The organism is Burkholderia sp. KBS0801, assembly GCF_005937855.2.
In the GTDB taxonomy this organism is placed as follows: Bacteria; Pseudomonadota; Gammaproteobacteria; order Burkholderiales; family Burkholderiaceae; genus Burkholderia; species Burkholderia ambifaria.
This window is the reverse complement of record NZ_CP042177.1, coordinates 230,000-244,055: the sequence shown is the minus strand read 5'-3', so window position 1 is coordinate 244,055 and position 14,056 is coordinate 230,000. Positions and strand designations below refer to the sequence as shown.

Genomic DNA, 14,056 nt, shown 5'->3' with positions numbered 1-14,056 from the left:
GATTGCCTTTCCTTTCCCGGCCCTCTAACATTGAGCATGTTGTAGCTGCCGCATGGAGGCGCAGGTGACGCTCGATTCCTTTTCGCAAAAAATCCTTCGCCTGTTGCAGCTCGACGCGCGCCGTTCCGTACAGGAAATCTCCGACCAGGTCGGCCTGTCGAGCACGCCATGCTGGCGCCGCATCAAGGACATGGAACAGTCCGGCGTGATCCAGCGCTACACCGCGCTGCTCGATCGCGAGAAGCTCGGCCTGCACGTGTGCGCGCTCGCGCACGTGCACCTGACCCGCCACAACGAAGGCGGCGTCGAGCAGTTCGAGCGCGAAATCGCGACCTGCCCGGAAGTCACCGAGTGTTACAGCACGACGGGCGAAGCCGATTACATCCTCAAGATCGTCGCGCCCGACATCAAGGCCTACGACGTCTTCCTGCACGAACGGATCTTCAAGATTCCGGCCGTGTCGCAGGTGCGCACGAGCGTCGTGCTGCGCGAAATCAAGTTCGACACGCAGTTGCCGCTGTAACGCGCGGCCCGCGGCCGCCTGCGCCGCTCACGGCTGCGCGGGCAGCCCGCGCGTGAATCCGATCCGGCGCGCGCCGAACTGGCGCTTGAGCGTGTCGACATCGAGCCGGCCGGCCAGCGCCGCGTCGGTGTCGCCCGCGCCGGCGTCCAGCGTCACGTCGATTTCGAGCCCCGTACTCAGGTAGTGCAGGTTGATCGCGGCCGGATGCAGCCCGCGCTGCGCGAGCGCGGCCTCGAGCCGCGTCGCGATCTCGGCGCGCGGCGGCAGCGCGAGCGCCGGACGGCGCGCCACGTCGTTCTCGGGGTCGACGTGGATCAGCGCGTCCAGCACGCGCGGGTCGCGCAGCACGCGCGCACGCGCGGTTTCCGCGATGTAGTGCCCTTCGGATACGGAGATCATCGGATCGACGAGGATGTGCGCGTCGACGAGCGCCGCATCGCCCATCTTGCGCGTGCGCAGCTCGTGCACGTCGCGCACGCCCGGCGTGGCCACGAGCAGCGCGCGGATCTCGGCCGACGCGGAGGTGTCGAGCGCGCGATCCGACAGGTCCTGCAACGCGTCATAGCCGAACGTCCAGCCCATGCGCGCGACCATGAAGCCGACGATCGCGGCGGCGATCGGGTCGAGCAGCCGCACGCCGGCGAGGCTGCCGACGATGCCGATCGCGACGACGAGCGACGATGCGGCGTCCGAGCGCGCATGCCACGCGTTCGCGACGAGCATCGCCGAACGCACGCGCCGCGCCTCGCGCAGCATGTAGCGGAACAGCGCCTCTTTCGACACGAGCACGGTCAGCGCGACGATCAGTGCGGAGAAATGGACGGCCGGGATGTTCTCGAGGTTCACGAGACGGTTGCCCGCGCGCCACAGCATGCCGATACCGACCGCGATCAGGATCGCGCCGAGGAACAGCGATGCGACCGTCTCGTAGCGGCTGTGCCCGTAATTGTGATCGGCATCCGGCGATGCACCACTATGGCGATTCGCAACCAGGACGACAAAATCCGAGATCAAATCGGAAATCGAATGGACGCCATCGGCAATCAATGCCTGCGAATGCGCAACCACACCCACGGCGATCTGAAACGTCGCAAGCACCACATTCAGCACGATACTGACGAGGGTGCTCTTGCGCGCCACCGTGTGCTTATCCGCGCTTTGCGCGTCGCCAGAAAACGTGGACATGAAATACGAGATATCGGTTGAGATACGGAATTCTATCAAACGGCGCCCGCGCGGCATTCGAGTAACACGAAATTTTCTATTTAAATCAACCGCTTATGCGAACGGGTCGCATTTTCATTCACGCACGCTTTCTGACATTTTCATGACAACGCTCAATTCACTCCGATGCCACAATGCAAAAAGCCGCGCTCCTCGACGGACACGCGGCTCTTTTTGAGGCGACGACTTAAACAGATGTTTAAATCGTGAACTGTTCGCGGTTCTTGCCGGCGATCCAGCGCGGCGGCTTGCCGCGGCCCGACCACGTCGCGCCCGTTTCCGGATCGCGGTACTTGGCGGCCACGCCTGCGCGCGGGCGACCAACCTTGCCTGCCTTCGCGCGGTTGAGGCCGAGTTCCGCGAGCGAAAAGCCGTAGTCGGCAATTTTCTGCTTCACGTCATTCAGCACTTCGGCGTATTCGCGCGACTTCGCTTCTTCGATTTGCTTCTCCAGCTTTTCCCGCTGGGCCAGCAGGTCCTTGTAAGAAGACATAGTTTCCCTTTCTATATGATCAATGGCGCCGGTCTCAGCCAGCTCACCATTCATGGAATATTTGTGCCTCGGATTTTCGAAGGCAGAGATTAGCACAAAAAAGATTTGATAGAAGCGGGATTCATGGAAATCCCGAGACCAATTGTAAATCACGCATGTCATTTTGACCGGCAACGGCCTTTTCTCAAATTTTCATGCGCTTGCATAGAGATTAGGACATTACCGATTCCGGTAATAGGGCTATCAACATACGCAATTACCCTGCATTCTGGAAAATCAAAGCTTTCATCCCGCGACAGGTTTGTGTAAATCGTATGGCGTGGTTCGCCATACAGACAAATCGGCATGCGCGGCGTCACGTCACATCCGCCGCGCATGCGAGCAACCGCTCGCGCAGCGCGCCGGCGTCGTCGGGCAGCGGATCGAAAGGCGTGCGGACGCGGCGGCCGTCGCAGCGCCAGTCGGCGCCGTGGCGGTCGACGCCGAGCAGGTCGAGCCCGTCGCGGCGCGCGCTGCTCGAGTCGTACGCGTCCCACAACGCCCGCTCGTCGTCGAACCCGAGCGGCGGCAGCGCATCGAGGCTCGTGCCGTCCACCCAGCCCATCCGGCCGAACCCGCCGATATAGCGCAGCCGCTCGATGTCGAGCGCCCAGAACGCGAAATCGCCGAGCGCGAGATAGCGCGCGGCGTCGGGCTCGTAGCGCGTGTAGCGCGCGGCGACATGCGGATCGTCGCCGAGCGGGACGAAGCGGCCGAGCAGCGTCGCGCGCTCGGCGTTCAGCACGTCGCCGCCCGGCGCGTCGACGACGAGAAAGCCCGCGCGCGGGTCGGCGGCGAGGTTGCGCGTGTGCTCGGCGAGGCCGCTCACGAGGATCACGGGCCGATGACTCGGATCGGGTGCAAACGGCACGACCGTCGGATACGGAAAACCTTGCAGGTCGCGCGCGTGGGTCGCGAGCGTGCCGAGCGCGCAGCGGTGCAGCAGGTGCAGGGCAAGGGCTGGATCGATGTTCACGGTGACTCCTGCGGTCGGAAGGACTGGGCGGCAAGGATGGCGAAGGCGCGCAGCATGGGCAAGCTTCGGCGCACGCCGCCTGCGCATCGATGTTACCCGCGGCGGCGGCGGGCCGGGCATCGGCCGGATGGCTGATGCGGGGCACGCAGGTGGCGCAGGTGCCGCAGGTCGCGCAGCCGGAGACCGGGATCAGCCGAATGGCCAGCACGCCGGCAAAACCGTAAGCGATTCGATAGAATCGGACGAATCCGATGGGCGCGACGCGCCCGCATCTCGTCAATTCAAGCGAGTTCCATGTCCGAGTCCTCCTCCCAATCGTCGTCCGACTTCGCCGCGCCGCCCGACGCGCATCGCACGCTGGCGTTGCCGGTCCGGCAGCGCGCCCGCACGGCCACGATGGCGCTGTTCTTCGTCGCCGGCATGATGTACGCGTCGTGGGGCGTGCATGTGCCGACCGTGCGCGACAAGTTCGCGCTGAGCCCCGGCCTGCTGTCGATCGCGCTGTTCGCGGTCGCGGGCGGCTCGATCGCCGCGATGCTGACGATCGCGCGCTGGATCGCGCGGGTCGGCTCGCGCACCGCGTGCCTCGTCGGCGGCCTCGTGATGTCCGCGTGCGCGGCGCTGATCCTCGTCGTGCCCGACTACTGGATGCTGCTCGTCGTGCTCGCGCTGTTCGGCTTCTCGATGGCGACGCTCGACGTCGCGATGAACGCCGAGGCGAGCGCGGTCGAGATCGCGCTCGGCAAGCCGATCATGTCGTCGCTGCACGGTATGTTCAGCATCGGCGGGATGTCGGGGGCGGCAGCCGGCGGCGCGCTGCTGTCGGCCGGCATGGCGCCGGCCGTGCATCTCGCGCTCGCGGCAGCCATCAACGCGGCGGTGCTCCTGGCCGCGATCCCGGCCGTCCTCCCGCACGTCCCGCATCACGAGCACGCGCACGGCGGCGGCAACCGCTGGCGCTCGGCCGCGCTGTGGATGCTCGGCGGCATCGCGTTGCTTGCGCTGATCGCCGAAGGCGCGATGTACGACTGGGCGACGGTCTACATGCGCGACGTCGTCGCGGCGAGCCCCGCGCTCGCGAGCGCCGCCTACGCGGCGTTCTCCGGCGGAATGGCGATCGCGCGTTTCGCGGGCGACGCGGTGCGCGCGCGGTTCGGCGCGCCGCAGCTCGTATTCGCGAGCGCGTCGCTCGCGTGCGCCGGGATGATCGGCGCGCTGCTGCTGCCGAACCCGATCGCCGTGCTGACGGGTTTCACGCTGATGGGCCTCGGCCTCGCGAACATGATGCCCGTGCTGTTCGCCGCCGCCGCGCGCGTGAAAGGCATCCACGCGGCCGAAGGTCTCGCGCACGTGGCCGGGCTCGCGTACTTCGGACTGCTGTTCGGTCCGGTCGTGATCGGCGCGGTCGCGCAAACCGCGAACCTGACGGTCGGCCTGGCGGTCGTCGCGCTGTGCGCGGCGCTCGTCGCGGTGATCGCGCCGAAGGTGCTCGCGCATCTGAAGATCTGAGCACACGGGGCACGGGCGCGGAGCACACCACCCGCCGCGAGCCCGCCAAAAAGAAAGCGCGCCCGCGTTGCCGCGGGCGCGCCTTCACCCCTTCTGTCGACCGCTTGTCAGCTTACATCTTCACTTCGTCGAGCAGCGTCTTCTTGCCGCTCTTGTAGTTGTACAGCGAGATCACGCCGTGCCGCAGGTCGCCCTTCGCGTCGAAGGTCGTCGTGCCGATCACGCCCGTGTAGTTCGTCGCCGGCATGGCTGCGAGGATCTTCGCCGGGTCCGTCGAGTTCGCGCGCTTCATCGCGTCGGCGATGATGTACACGGCGTCATACGTGAACGGCGCGTAGATCTGGATCGGCTGGCCGAAACGCTTCTCGTACTTCGCCTTGAACGCGCCGCCGCCCGGCATCTTCTCGAGCGATGCACCGGCTTCCGAGCACACGACGTTGTCGGTCGCGTCGCCGGCCAGGTCGGCCAGCTTCTCCGTACACACGCCGTCGCCCGCGAAGATCTTCGCGCGCAGGCCGAGCTGCTTCGCCTGTTTCGCGAACGGGCCGCCGGTGGCATCCATGCCGCCGTACATGATCGCGTCCGGATTCTCGCCCTTGATCTTGGTCAGAATCGCGCGGAAGTCGACCGCCTTGTCGTTGGTCGCATCGTGCGACATCACCTTCAGGCCGAGCGCCTTCGCCTTCTTCTCGAACTCGTTCGCGAGACCCTGGCCGTATGCGGTCGAATCGTCGACCACCGCGACGCTCTTGATACCCTTCGAGTGCGCGTAGTTCGCGAGTGCCGGGCCCTGCTGCGCATCGGTTGCCACCACGCGGTACGTGGTCTTGAAGCCTTGCTGCGTGTAAGCCGGGTTGGTCGCCGACGGCGAGATCTGCACGATGCCCGCATCGCTGTAGATCTTCGAGGCCGGGATCGACGTGCCCGAGTTCAGGTGGCCGACCACCGCGACGACCTTGTCGTCGACGAGCTTCTGCGCAACCTGCGTGGCCTGGCGCGGGTCGGCCGCGTCATCCTGCGCATCGAGTTGCAGCGTGATTTTCTGGCCGCCGACCGTGAGACCCTTGGCGTTGATCTCCTCGACTGCGAGACGTGCACCGTTTTCGTTGTCCTTCCCCAGGTGTGCAATGCCGCCCGTCAAGGGCGCGACGTGGCCGATCTTGACGACTTGATCGGCGGCCGCGTTGCTTGCAGCTGCAACGCACAGCATCGCCGCGGCGGTGATCGGCAGCAGCTTTTGCATCTTGATATTCATGTAAGTCTCCAGTTTCGGTCCCAATAAAACGCCATCGCCCGGTGCCCCGCTGCCATCCCTGTGTTTGCATCACTGGACGATTCGCCGGTTGCATCGTTCATGCACTTGGCATCAAGCACGTGAAGACAGTCGCTTTTAGCGGCTCCCCGTCCGTACTTGCGCGCAAGTGTAGGTGATCAAATTAATTTGTGGGACTTTTTTGGGGTAGTGGTAACACTACCGATACGGCGCTTTGGAATGACTGCTCGAATATCGCCGCAAGCCGCGCCCGATAAGGGTTTCCGCTAATTACGGACGGCCGGAGGGAAGGTCGATTTAAAGCATTCCCGTGTCATTTCGATTCGGTATTTTGTGCACGGGATCATTGAATGAAACGCGCGTGACAGCACGCGCGTTTCTTCACGTGGCAGACGCGCCGACACGAAGCGGTCACACGGGCGGCGACGCCGCGTTCATGCGACGATTGCGCGCCATTCGGCGTCGAGCGCGTCGACGAGTTGCGACGTCGTCAGCGCGGCATCGCGCCACCGCGCGAGCGGCGCGCCCTGCCCGGCCCACAGCGACAGGTAGTCGCCATCGTTCGCGCGCGCGGCGGCCTGGCGCAGCGGCTGCGTCAGCGCGTTCTGCACGGGATACGGAGCGGCATCGGCCACGCGTTCGCCGAGCCGCGCCATCAGCGTGTTGCGCAAGCCGCGCGCATGACGCCCGGTGATCGCGCGCGTGACCTGCGTCGACGTATCGGCGCTCGCGAGCAGCCGCGCCTTCCAGTCCGCTGCGATCGCGCTTTCCGCGCACGTCAGGAACGCGGTGCCGAGTTGCGCGGCCTGCGCGCCGAGCGCGAGCGCGGCGGCGATCCCGCGGCCGTCCATGATGCCGCCCGCGGCGAGCACGGGCAGGCGGGTCGCGTCGACGAGCTGCGGCACCAGCGCGAGCGTGCCGATCAGCGCATCGTCGGCCGAGCCGATGAAGGTGCCGCGATGGCCGCCGGCTTCGGCGCCCTGCGCGGACAGCGCGTCGGCGCCGGCCGCCTGCCATGCGAGCCCTTCGGCGACGTGCGTCGCGGTGCCGATCACGTAGGTGCCGGCCGCCTTCAGGCGCGCGACGTCGGCCGCGTCGAGCACGCCGAACGTGAAGCTCGCGACCGGCACCCGCAGCGCGACGAGCGCATCGAGCTGCGCGCGGAAGTCGGGGGCGTAGCGCGCGGGCGCGGTGCCGGGCGGCAGCCCGAGCGCCGCGTTCAGCGGATCAATCGCGGCGAGCGCGCGGGCGACGCTCGCCGCATCGGGCGCGACCTCGGACAACACGAACAGGTTCACGGCGAACGGCCGCGCGGTCGCCGCGCGAATCGCGTCGACTTCGGTCGCGAGGCGCGCCGGCTCGAACGCGCCGGCGCCGAGGCTGCCGAGCGCGCCGGCATTGGACGCGGCCGCGACCATCGCGGCCGTGGTGGCGCCGACCATCGGCGCCTGCACGAGCGGCAGGCGCAGGCCGAAGCGTTCGGCAAACGGGGTGGAAAATGCACGGGCGGACATGGCGAATCCTTCGATGACGATGCGCGAAAGCGCTTTGTAAAAGCCGACACATCGACTCTAGCGAAGCCCCGCAGCGCCGAAAAATGAATAATCGAGATCGAAACGATCGCTGCACGAGAAGCGGGTTCGGGGGCGCGGCCGCGACCAGCGCTAACACCCGGCACGCACGCGCCTGCACCCGCTGCAGCGCCACAGGATTGGTGGCACACTAGGCCGCCCCTTTTTTCCATCCGCGGCGCGCCTGTCGCGCGCCCGTTCGCCAGGAGTTCAAACGTGACTGCCCAATGGATCGACATCCCGACCGGTAACGACAGCTTCGGCGGCTATCTCGCGCTGCCCAAGCGCGGCAAGGGCCCCGCCGTCATCATCATCCAGGAGATCTTCGGCGTGAACGCGCACATCCGCGCGGTCGCCGACCAGTACGCGGCCGACGGCTTCGTCGCGCTCGCGCCGGACGTGTTCTGGCGCACGCAGCCGCGCGTCGAGCTGACCTACGAAGGCGCCGATCGCGACAAAGGCATCGAGCTGATGAAGAAGACCGACGTCGGCCTCGCGGTCGCGGACATCGGCGCGGCCGCCGATGCATTGCGCGCCCGCCCCGAGGTCGCCGGCAAGCTCGCCGCGATCGGCTACTGCTTCGGTGGCCAGATCGCGTACCGCGCGGCCGCGACGGGCAAGGTCGATGCGGCGGTCGCCTATTACGGCGGCGGCATCCAGAACGCGCTCGACCTCGCCGGCAAGGTCACGCAGCCGATCCTGTTCCACTACGCGGAGAACGACCACGGGATCCCGCTCGACGCCGTCGAACAGGTGAAGGGGGCGTTCGCGGGCCGCCACAACGCATCGTTCCACGTGTACCCGGGCGCCGAGCACGGCTTCAACTGCACGGACCGCGCGTCCTACAACCAGCGCGCGTCGGCCCTCGCGCACGGCCGCACGCTGACGTTCCTCGCCGAGCACCTGTAAGGCGGCCGGTAACGGGCCCGGCACGCCGGGCCCGCGTTATCCTCCTTTCATCGCCACAGGTCGCAACGGGGGTGACTGCGATGCACTCGGACTACTTGGCGCATGACGCGATCGGCCTCGCCGCACTCGTGCGCGAACGCAAGGCGAGCCCGCGCGAGCTGCTCGACGCCGCGATCGGCCAGGCCGAAGCGGTGAACGGCGCGGTCAACGCGATCGTGCTGCAGGACTACGACGCCGCGCGCAAGCGCACGGAGTCGGCCGTCGACGCCGGCGCCGACGCGCCGTTCGCGGGCGTCCCGTATCTCGTGAAGGATCTCGGCGCGGCGGTCGCCGGGCTGCCGCTGTCGATGGGCAGCCGGCACTACCGCTACTTCGTGCCCGCCGACGATTCGCCGCTGATCGCGCGCAGCCGCGCGGCGGGGCTCAACATATTCGGCAAGACCAACACGTCGGAAATCGGCCAGATGCCGTACACCGAACCGGAGCTGTTCGGCCCGTGCCGCAATCCGTGGAATCTCGATCACACGCCCGGCGGCTCGAGCGGCGGCGCGGCGGCCGCCGTCGCGGCCGGCATCGTGCCGCTCGCGCATGCGTCCGACGGCGGCGGCTCGATCCGGATCCCCGCGTCGTGCTGCGGGCTGTTCGGCCTGAAGCCGAGCCGCAACCCGGTGCTGGTCGACCTGCCGTCGAACGGCGAGCTGGTGGTCCAGCACGCGGTGTCGCGCAGCGTGCGCGACAGCGCGCTGCTGCTCGACGTGACGACCGGCCAGACGCTGCCGCCCGGCGCGGCCGGCACCTTTCTCGGCGCGCTCGACACGCCGCCCGGTCCGCTGCGGATCGGCCTCGTCACCGACCCGATGCTCGCCCCGGCGCTCGACGACGACACTCGCGCGGCGCTCGACGACGCGGCCGCGCTCGCCGAATCGCTCGGCCATCACGTCGAACCGGCGACGCTGCACATCGACTATGCGCGCGCGGCCGAGACCTTTCTCACGCTGTGGGCGACGATCGCCGAGGAGATGGTGCTCGGCGCGCGCACGATCACCGGACGCACGCCGAAGCGCGCCGAATTCGAACCGGCGACGTGGGCGATGGCCGTGATCGGCCGGCGCATCGCCCGCGCGCGGCTGCAGGACGTGCTCGAATGGCAGCGCCAGCTCACCGTGCAGGTCGCGGGCCTCGTGTCGCGCTACGACGTGGTCCTGTGCGCGACGCTCGCGGGGCCGCCGGTCAGGATCGGCGCGTTGCAGCCGACGCCGTTCGAAGCCGCGCAGATGAAGCTGCTCGGCGCGCTGCCGGTGAAGCCGCTGCTGCGGGAAATGCTGGCGAAGACGTCGGAGAAGGCATTCGCGTGGGCCGGCTGCACCGAGCTGTTCAACCTGACGGGCCAGCCGGCGATGTCGGTGCCGCTCTACTGGAATGCGCGCGGGCTGCCGATCGGCGTGCAGTTCGTCGCGCGCCACACCGACGATGCGTTGCTGCTGAAGCTCGCACGCCAGCTCGAACAGGCGCGGCCGTGGTTCGACCGGCGCCCGCCGTTGATGCAGGCGCAGCGCTGACGCCAGCACCATCGCCACCGCCATCGGCCGACGACGAAAAAACCCCGCCGGTTTTGGCCGGCGGGGTTTCATCGCATGCAACCGCGCGATGGTGCTTACATCGCGAGCCGTTCGCAGATGGTCCGCGTCGCGGACGCCGTGTTCAGCGTATAGAAGTGCAGCCCCGGCACGCCCGCATCGATCAGGCGCTGGCACAGGCTCGTGACGACGTCCGCGCCGAACGCGCGGATCGCGTCGCGATCGTCGCCGAAGCTCTCGAGCCGGCGCGCGACCCAGCGCGGCACTTCCGCGCCGCACATTTCCGAGAAGCGCATCAGTTGCGTGAAATTCGTGATCGGCATGATGCCCGGCACGATCGGCACGTCCACACCCAGCTTGCGCGCATCGTCGACGAAGCGGAAATACGCGTCGGCGTTGAAGAAGTACTGCGTGATCGCGGAATTCGCGCCGGCCTTCACCTTGCGCGCGAAATTCTCGAGATCGGCTTTCGGCGAACGCGCTTGCGGGTGGTACTCCGGATAGCCGGCGACTTCGATGTGGAACCAGTCGCCATGCTCGGCGCGGATGAAGCTGACGAGCTCCGACGCATAGCGCAGCTCGCCGACCGCGCCCATCCCCGACGGCAGGTCGCCGCGCAGCGCGACGATGTGGCGGATGCCGTGCGAGCGGTACTGGTCGAGGATCGCGCGCAGGTCGGCGCGCGACGAGCCGATGCACGACAGGTGCGGCGCGGCTTCGAGGCCGTCCTTCTGCATGTCGAGCACGGTATCGAGCGTGCCCTGCTGCGTCGAGCCGCCGGCGCCGAACGTCACGGAGACGAATTTCGGCTTCAGCGGCAGCAGCTGCGCACGCGTCGCACGCAGCTTCTCGACGCCTTCCGCCGTCTTCGGCGGGAAGAATTCAAACGAGAGTTCGATCGGTTTCATGATTCGCAAGAGTGGGCCCGGCCGTCAGCCGATGTCGCGCTGCCCGAAGATCAGCGCGGACAGCAGCCACGACACGATGCTGTACAGGATCGAACCGAAGAACGCGGACCAGAAGCCCGACACCTCGAACCCCTTGAGCAGCGACGACGCGAACCAGAAGCACAGCGCGTTCACGACGAGGATGAACACCCCGAGCGTGACGATCGTGACGGGCAGCGTCAGCAGGATCAGCACCGGACGGATCACCGTGTTGATCAGGCCGAGCACGACCGCGATGATCAGCGCGGTGCCGAAGCTCTTGATGTGGATCGACGGCACGAGGTACGTGATGATCAGCAGCGCGAGGGCGTTGATGACCCAGGTGAGGATGACGCTCATGGAGGGCTCCGGTTCGGTTGTCGATCTGTACGGTCAGTGGCCGCCGCCGGCCGCCACGCGTGCCCGCGGGCACGGCGCGACGGCCGGCGATCCGGCACCATGCCGCGATGCCGCGCACGCCCGAAGCGGGGCGCGCGCGGCACGGCGGCGGCGCATCAGTAGCGGTAGTGGTTCGGCTTGAACGGGCCGTCCTTCTGCACGCCGATGTACGAAGCCTGCTCGTCCGTCAGCACGGACAGGTTCGCGCCGATGCGCGCGAGGTGCAGGCGCGCGACCTTTTCATCGAGATGCTTCGGCAGCACGTACACCTTGTTCTCGTACTCGGCGCCGCGCACGAACAGCTCGATCTGCGCGAGCGTCTGGTTCGCGAACGAGTTCGACATCACGAACGACGGGTGGCCGGTCGCGCAGCCAAGGTTCACGAGGCGGCCTTCGGCCAGCAGGATCACGCGCTTGCCGTCCGGGAAGATGATGTGGTCGACCTGCGGCTTGATGTTTTCCCACTGGTACTGGCGGGTCGACGCAACGTCGATTTCCGAGTCGAAGTGACCGATGTTGCAGACGATCGCGTTGTGGCGCATCGCCTTCATGTGATCGTGGTTGATCACGTGGTAGTTGCCGGTCGCCGTCACGAAGATGTCGGCCTTGTCGGCCGCGTATTCCATCGTCACGACGCGGTAGCCTTCCATCGCCGCCTGCAGCGCGCAGATCGGATCGATTTCGGTGATCCACACGGTCGCGCCGAGGCCGCGCAGCGACTGCGCGCAGCCCTTGCCCACGTCGCCGTAGCCCGCGACGACCGCGACCTTGCCCGCGATCATCACGTCGGTCGCGCGCTTGATGCCGTCGACGAGCGATTCACGGCAGCCGTACAGGTTGTCGAACTTCGACTTCGTGACCGAGTCGTTCACGTTGAACGCCGGGAACGGCAGGCGGCCGTCCTTTTCCATCTGGTACAGGCGGTGCACGCCGGTCGTGGTTTCTTCGGTCACGCCCTTGATGTGCGCGAGGCGCGTCGAGTACCAGGTCGGGTCGGCGTCGAGGTGCTTCGCGATCGACTTGTACAGCGCGACTTCTTCCTCGTTGGTCGGCTTCGCGATCACCGAACGGTCCTTCTCGGCCTTCGCGCCGAGGATCAGCAGCAGCGTTGCGTCGCCGCCGTCGTCCAGGATCATGTTCGCGAATTCGCCGTTCGGCCATTCGAAGATGCGGTGCGAGAACTCCCAGTACTCGTCGAGCGACTCGCCCTTGAACGCGAACACCGGCGTGCCGGCTTCGACGATCGCGGCAGCGGCGTGATCCTGGGTCGAGAAAATGTTGCACGATGCCCAGCGGACATCGGCGCCGAGCGCCTTCAGCGTCTCGATCAGCACGCCGGTCTGGATCGTCATGTGCAGCGAGCCCGCGATGCGCGCGCCCTTCAGCGGCTGCTGCGCCTTGTATTCGTCGCGGATCTGCACGAGGCCGGGCATTTCGGTCTCGGCGATGTTCAGTTCCTTGCGGCCCCAGCCGGCAAGCGCCATGTCGGCGACGACGTAATCCTTGGAAGCTTGCGAATCGATAATGGCGTTCATCACGCCCTCCTTTCTAAAAAAGTTCTAGAAATTGGTGACGTGAGCGCCGTTCAGGAAGCGGGGCCGGCGCGAATCTCGCCGCACGGCTGCTTGGTGAAGCTTTCCGAGCCTGGCGGACGCAGAAGGTCCGTCGCAACGCTCCTCGGAAAACGGGAGGGATTGTAGCAAATCGCGACGAAAATTTCTTGTGTCGGACCGTTGAATGCCCTATGCGGCGACGCGCTGGCCGAAGCGCGCCCTTTTATTGAGACTGAGACGCGCGCGGGCGGATTGCGCGGCAATCGAGCGCACCGCCTTCGATGGAGGACCTGCCGGGGCGAATGACGAGCCGCCCCCCCTTGCCGTCCGGACGTTCAATTCTCCGCGCCGACCCACGCCTGTTCGCGCAACCGCGCGCGCAGGCGCGCGACGGCCTGGCTGTGCAGCTGGCACACGCGCGACTCGCTCACTTCGAGCACCGCGCCGATCTCGCGCAGGTTCAGCCCGCGCTCGTAGTACAGCGACATCAGCAGCTTCTCGCGCTCGGGCAGCCTGTCGATCGCGTCGACGAGCGCCTCGCGCAGGTGGTCGTCGAGCAGCGCCGACAACGGATCGGCGTGATCGACGCGATAGCGGTCGAGGAACGGCTCGTCGTCGGCCGCGCGATCGAAATCCTCGTAGTAGATGAGCTGGCTGCCGTGCAGGTCCTGCAGCATCCCCTGGTATTCGTCGAGCGGCATCTTCAGGTGCTCCGCGATCTCGGTCTCGCTCGCCGAGCGGCCGAGCTGCTGCTCGACCTGGTGCACCGCGTACTCGACCTCGCGCGACGTCTTGCGCAGGCTGCGCGGCAGCCAGTCGTTGCTGCGCAGCTCGTCGAGCATCGCGCCGCGGATGCGCTGCGTCGCGTAGGTCTCGAACTGCGCGCCCTGGTCTTCCTTGTAGCGGCCGGCCGCATCCATCAGCCCGATCATGCCGGCCTGGATCAGGTCGTCGAGGTCGACGCTCGCCGGCATCTTCGCGACGAGCTGCAGCCCCAGGCGCCGCACGAGCGGCGCGTATTGCGCGAGCACGTCGGCCTGGGTCATCTTGCCTTGAGCGTTGTACATCATGGCTCTCTCCTTCC

At 67.0% G+C, this 14,056-nt stretch carries 13 protein-coding genes and 1 riboswitch; of the genes, 4 read left to right on the top strand and 9 right to left on the bottom strand.

The window, feature by feature from the left end:
- Window positions 1–52: 52 nt before the first annotated feature.
- The gene (locus FFI87_RS01095; protein WP_006477376.1) at window positions 53–523 is read left to right on the top strand and encodes an Lrp/AsnC family transcriptional regulator; all 471 of its coding nucleotides are present in this window, start codon (window positions 53–55) and stop codon (window positions 521–523) included.
- Between the two features lie 27 nt (window positions 524–550).
- Here the strand turns inward: FFI87_RS01095 and FFI87_RS01090 are convergent, their stop codons facing one another.
- The 3 genes from FFI87_RS01090 to FFI87_RS01080 form a co-directional block, all read right to left on the bottom strand.
- Complete coding sequence (locus FFI87_RS01090; RefSeq protein WP_041489740.1) at window positions 551–1,708, bottom strand: cation diffusion facilitator family transporter; 1,158 nt, start codon at window positions 1,706–1,708, stop codon at window positions 551–553.
- A 238-nt stretch (window positions 1,709–1,946) separates the two neighbouring features.
- Window positions 1,947–2,240, bottom strand: coding sequence for an H-NS family nucleoid-associated regulatory protein (locus FFI87_RS01085; RefSeq protein ID WP_011655705.1), 294 nt, complete (start codon window positions 2,238–2,240; stop codon window positions 1,947–1,949).
- A 355-nt stretch (window positions 2,241–2,595) separates the two neighbouring features.
- Window positions 2,596–3,255, bottom strand: coding sequence for a HugZ family protein (locus tag FFI87_RS01080; RefSeq protein ID WP_138848391.1), 660 nt, complete (start codon window positions 3,253–3,255; stop codon window positions 2,596–2,598).
- A gap of 294 nt (window positions 3,256–3,549) precedes the next feature.
- Here FFI87_RS01080 and FFI87_RS01075 point away from each other — a divergent pair, with 294 nt between their 5' ends.
- Window positions 3,550–4,764 carry an MFS transporter gene (locus tag FFI87_RS01075; protein ID WP_138848392.1) on the top strand — a complete coding sequence of 405 codons (1,215 nt, stop codon included), beginning with the start codon at window positions 3,550–3,552 and terminating at the stop codon, window positions 4,762–4,764.
- Between the two features lie 112 nt (window positions 4,765–4,876).
- Here FFI87_RS01075 and FFI87_RS01070 read toward each other — a convergent pair whose 3' ends face one another.
- Together FFI87_RS01070 and FFI87_RS01065 are read right to left on the bottom strand one after the other, a co-directional pair.
- Window positions 4,877–6,019: a branched-chain amino acid ABC transporter substrate-binding protein gene (locus FFI87_RS01070; RefSeq protein ID WP_105786831.1), complete on the bottom strand. Its 1,143-nt coding sequence runs from the start codon at window positions 6,017–6,019 to the stop codon at window positions 4,877–4,879.
- Window positions 6,020–6,471: 452 nt separating this feature from the next.
- Window positions 6,472–7,551, bottom strand: a complete 1,080-nt coding sequence (locus FFI87_RS01065; RefSeq protein WP_138848393.1) for an NAD(P)H-dependent flavin oxidoreductase — start codon at window positions 7,549–7,551, stop codon at window positions 6,472–6,474.
- 273 nt (window positions 7,552–7,824) lie between these two features.
- On the opposite strand from FFI87_RS01065, the gene FFI87_RS01060 reads away from it, so the two are divergent.
- Together FFI87_RS01060 and FFI87_RS01055 are read left to right on the top strand one after the other, a co-directional pair.
- Window positions 7,825–8,517: a dienelactone hydrolase family protein gene (locus FFI87_RS01060; protein WP_138848394.1), complete on the top strand. Its 693-nt coding sequence runs from the start codon at window positions 7,825–7,827 to the stop codon at window positions 8,515–8,517.
- An 80-nt stretch (window positions 8,518–8,597) separates the two neighbouring features.
- The gene (locus FFI87_RS01055) at window positions 8,598–10,076 is read left to right on the top strand and encodes an amidase (protein WP_138848395.1); all 1,479 of its coding nucleotides are present in this window, start codon (window positions 8,598–8,600) and stop codon (window positions 10,074–10,076) included.
- 95 nt (window positions 10,077–10,171) lie between these two features.
- Here the strand turns inward: FFI87_RS01055 and metF are convergent, their stop codons facing one another.
- The 4 genes from metF to FFI87_RS01035 all read right to left on the bottom strand — a co-directional run bounded on the left by metF (window position 10,172) and on the right by FFI87_RS01035 (window position 14,042).
- On the bottom strand, window positions 10,172–11,002 hold the full coding sequence (gene metF / locus FFI87_RS01050) for a methylenetetrahydrofolate reductase [NAD(P)H] (RefSeq protein WP_138848396.1): 831 nt from the start codon (window positions 11,000–11,002) through the stop codon (window positions 10,172–10,174).
- Window positions 11,003–11,026: 24 nt separating this feature from the next.
- On the bottom strand, window positions 11,027–11,380 hold the full coding sequence (locus FFI87_RS01045; RefSeq protein WP_006477367.1) for a phage holin family protein: 354 nt from the start codon (window positions 11,378–11,380) through the stop codon (window positions 11,027–11,029).
- A gap of 155 nt (window positions 11,381–11,535) precedes the next feature.
- Complete coding sequence (ahcY, locus tag FFI87_RS01040) at window positions 11,536–12,954, bottom strand: adenosylhomocysteinase (protein ID WP_011655697.1); 1,419 nt, start codon at window positions 12,952–12,954, stop codon at window positions 11,536–11,538.
- 34 nt (window positions 12,955–12,988) lie between these two features.
- Window positions 12,989–13,104, bottom strand: a riboswitch (S-adenosyl-L-homocysteine riboswitch).
- 203 nt (window positions 13,105–13,307) lie between these two features.
- Window positions 13,308–14,042, bottom strand: coding sequence for an RNA polymerase sigma factor FliA (locus FFI87_RS01035; protein WP_006760814.1), 735 nt, complete (start codon window positions 14,040–14,042; stop codon window positions 13,308–13,310).
- Window positions 14,043–14,056 lie beyond the last annotated feature (14 nt).